Origin of the sequence: Terriglobus sp. YAF25 (genome assembly GCF_052113305.1) — a bacterium.
Taxonomy (GTDB): domain Bacteria; phylum Acidobacteriota; class Terriglobia; order Terriglobales; family Acidobacteriaceae; genus Terriglobus.
Window position 1 is genome coordinate 1 of record NZ_JBFRCY010000825.1, and the last position, 1,877, is coordinate 1,877.

General features: G+C 54.3%; 2 protein-coding genes and 1 pseudogene. All 3 read right to left on the bottom strand.

All coding sequences use genetic code 11. From position 1 onward, the window contains the following. Positions 1-287 precede the first annotated feature (287 nt). Positions 288-488 carry a DUF1059 domain-containing protein gene (locus AB4043_RS24195; RefSeq protein WP_442302561.1) on the bottom strand — a complete coding sequence of 67 codons (201 nt, stop codon included), beginning with the start codon at positions 486-488 and terminating at the stop codon, positions 288-290. Between the two features lie 412 nt (positions 489-900). Next, a complete protein-coding gene (locus tag AB4043_RS24200; RefSeq protein ID WP_442302562.1) occupies positions 901-1,461 on the bottom strand; it encodes a DNA polymerase ligase N-terminal domain-containing protein in 561 nt (186 codons plus the stop codon). Positions 1,462-1,509: 48 nt separating this feature from the next. Further along, a pseudogene (locus AB4043_RS24205) lies at positions 1,510-1,877 on the bottom strand (hypothetical protein); the annotation flags it as partial.

Below are 1,877 nucleotides of genomic sequence, written 5' to 3' on the forward strand. Positions count from 1 at the left end.
TCAGCAACCATTGTTACCTCCTCCAGCTTGTTCGCGATGCGCCCTTGTATCCAAATAGCACCTCGTAGCTGAAGTTTTCGTGTTCCTCCAGGCCGATGAAATCGTGCAGCGAGTGAAGACTCAGAGTTCGTTTGCGTTGGTTAAGAAAGACACACACCTCGAGACGAGGAAATCGAGTTCGTATCCTGTCCGCTGATGGGCTCGTCCGGAATCGTGAACGAGTTAAAAGCATGCCAAAGAACTAATTTGCGCTCGCAACGCTGACGGCAGGAGTTGAATGACACGCCCTAGGCCGCAACCCGCATCTCCGGCATGTCTTTCAGTAATCCGCGAAGCTGCTCCCGCAATTCCGGTGAGTCCATGTGGCCATGGACGCTTATAGCGTGCATTACGGCTGCGTTGAGCAACTCTTCTTCGGTACCTGAAATTGCCAACGTGCAGTTCGCCTCATTCGGGAACTCTCTGCAATCGATATATTTTCTCGTCATAGCCGCCTCCTTTGGATAGGCTGCAGTGCAGAAGATAGTCGATTGCGGCAGCGCATGTAAATATGCACATGACCCATCCCAAACGTGTCATGACGCTTGACGAGGTAGCAAAACCTCCGACAAGGCAAGTGGATTGACTGGAACAACCGTCAATCTGAGCATGGGCAGCCTGGACGACTAGCCTCTTCGAGATTGGCTATGTGCGCGGGTGGCCAATGTCCCTCCGGGATATTGGCCCGGTCTCACGCTCGTGAGCACTAGCATCAATCTCGCACAGTCAACGGCGCAGATTCTCAAGTCGCAATCTGGATGGGTGAGCTCGGCAATTTTCGCTTGTTGAGAGTCTGGGAGCTACGAAATGACGGCCAGATGACTATGTCGCAGGGTTCCTTACAGAACTGCATTCCAACGACTAGTCGAAGAGTTTTGCTTGCCGTTCCTGCCTCTTCCTCGGGTGCGTCCATTCCTGCTTGATCTCTTCCATCGTTCTGCCGGTAATACTGTTCGGTTGCTCCTTCAGGATGCACCTGCCTGCCCAGCTTTCGGCAAACTCATCGGCGTGCTTACAAAGCGTCCAGAGTGAACGCGAATCGCTTCCTACGATATTCGTTTTGGTAAGGGTCCAGTCGCCCTGCAGCCTTTCTCCGTACAGAGCGAATCGCAAAATTCCCTTGCGCACGCTGGCTCCGACATCGTCACATTCCGGATATGGCACCCAGCTTCCCTGATCCCAGAGCATAATTGTTCCTGTTCGATGAAGACCTTCAAACTGCAGGTACGCCAGGCGGTGATCGTCCATCTCAACCGCTTCTCGAAGCACGCCCGACTGCGTGCTAGGTCCCTCTCGCAGAGCCCAGCTCAATAACACCCCATTCCATTCCAGCCTAAGATCGTAGTGAAGATGCGTCGCATCGTGCTTCTTCATGCCGTAAGCACGCTGGCGAAATGCACGATGGTTATTCTCTGCTTTCATTTCGGAGCCCTCCTCCCTTCTATTGCATGCCAGGCATCTGAGGACGGCTTAGCGGGACGGTCCCGGCCGCAATGACTTCTCTATCTGCGGAACCATTGTGGCGAAATCTTCATACTGATCGGTTGCCACGAAGTTCACGCCTGCACTGATAGCAGCCTTCCAGCGTGGAAGAACGGCCTCGCGAGACCCGAAGTTGTAGCTGGCACCCCATCCCTGGCTCTTCTGTGGGTCAAAGCCATCGAGCGTGTAAAAGCGGATCCAAAAGCCCTTGCTGTGAGAAGCATCCACAACTTCGCGCAGCCGCTTGTCATCCTGTGCCGTCCACTCACCCGCGTTCGCCTGCCCTCCCTCCTCGACTACAGCCCAGGAGTTATTCCACCAGCGGCGATAGTTCGTTGGAGTTTCGGTCAGTAGGT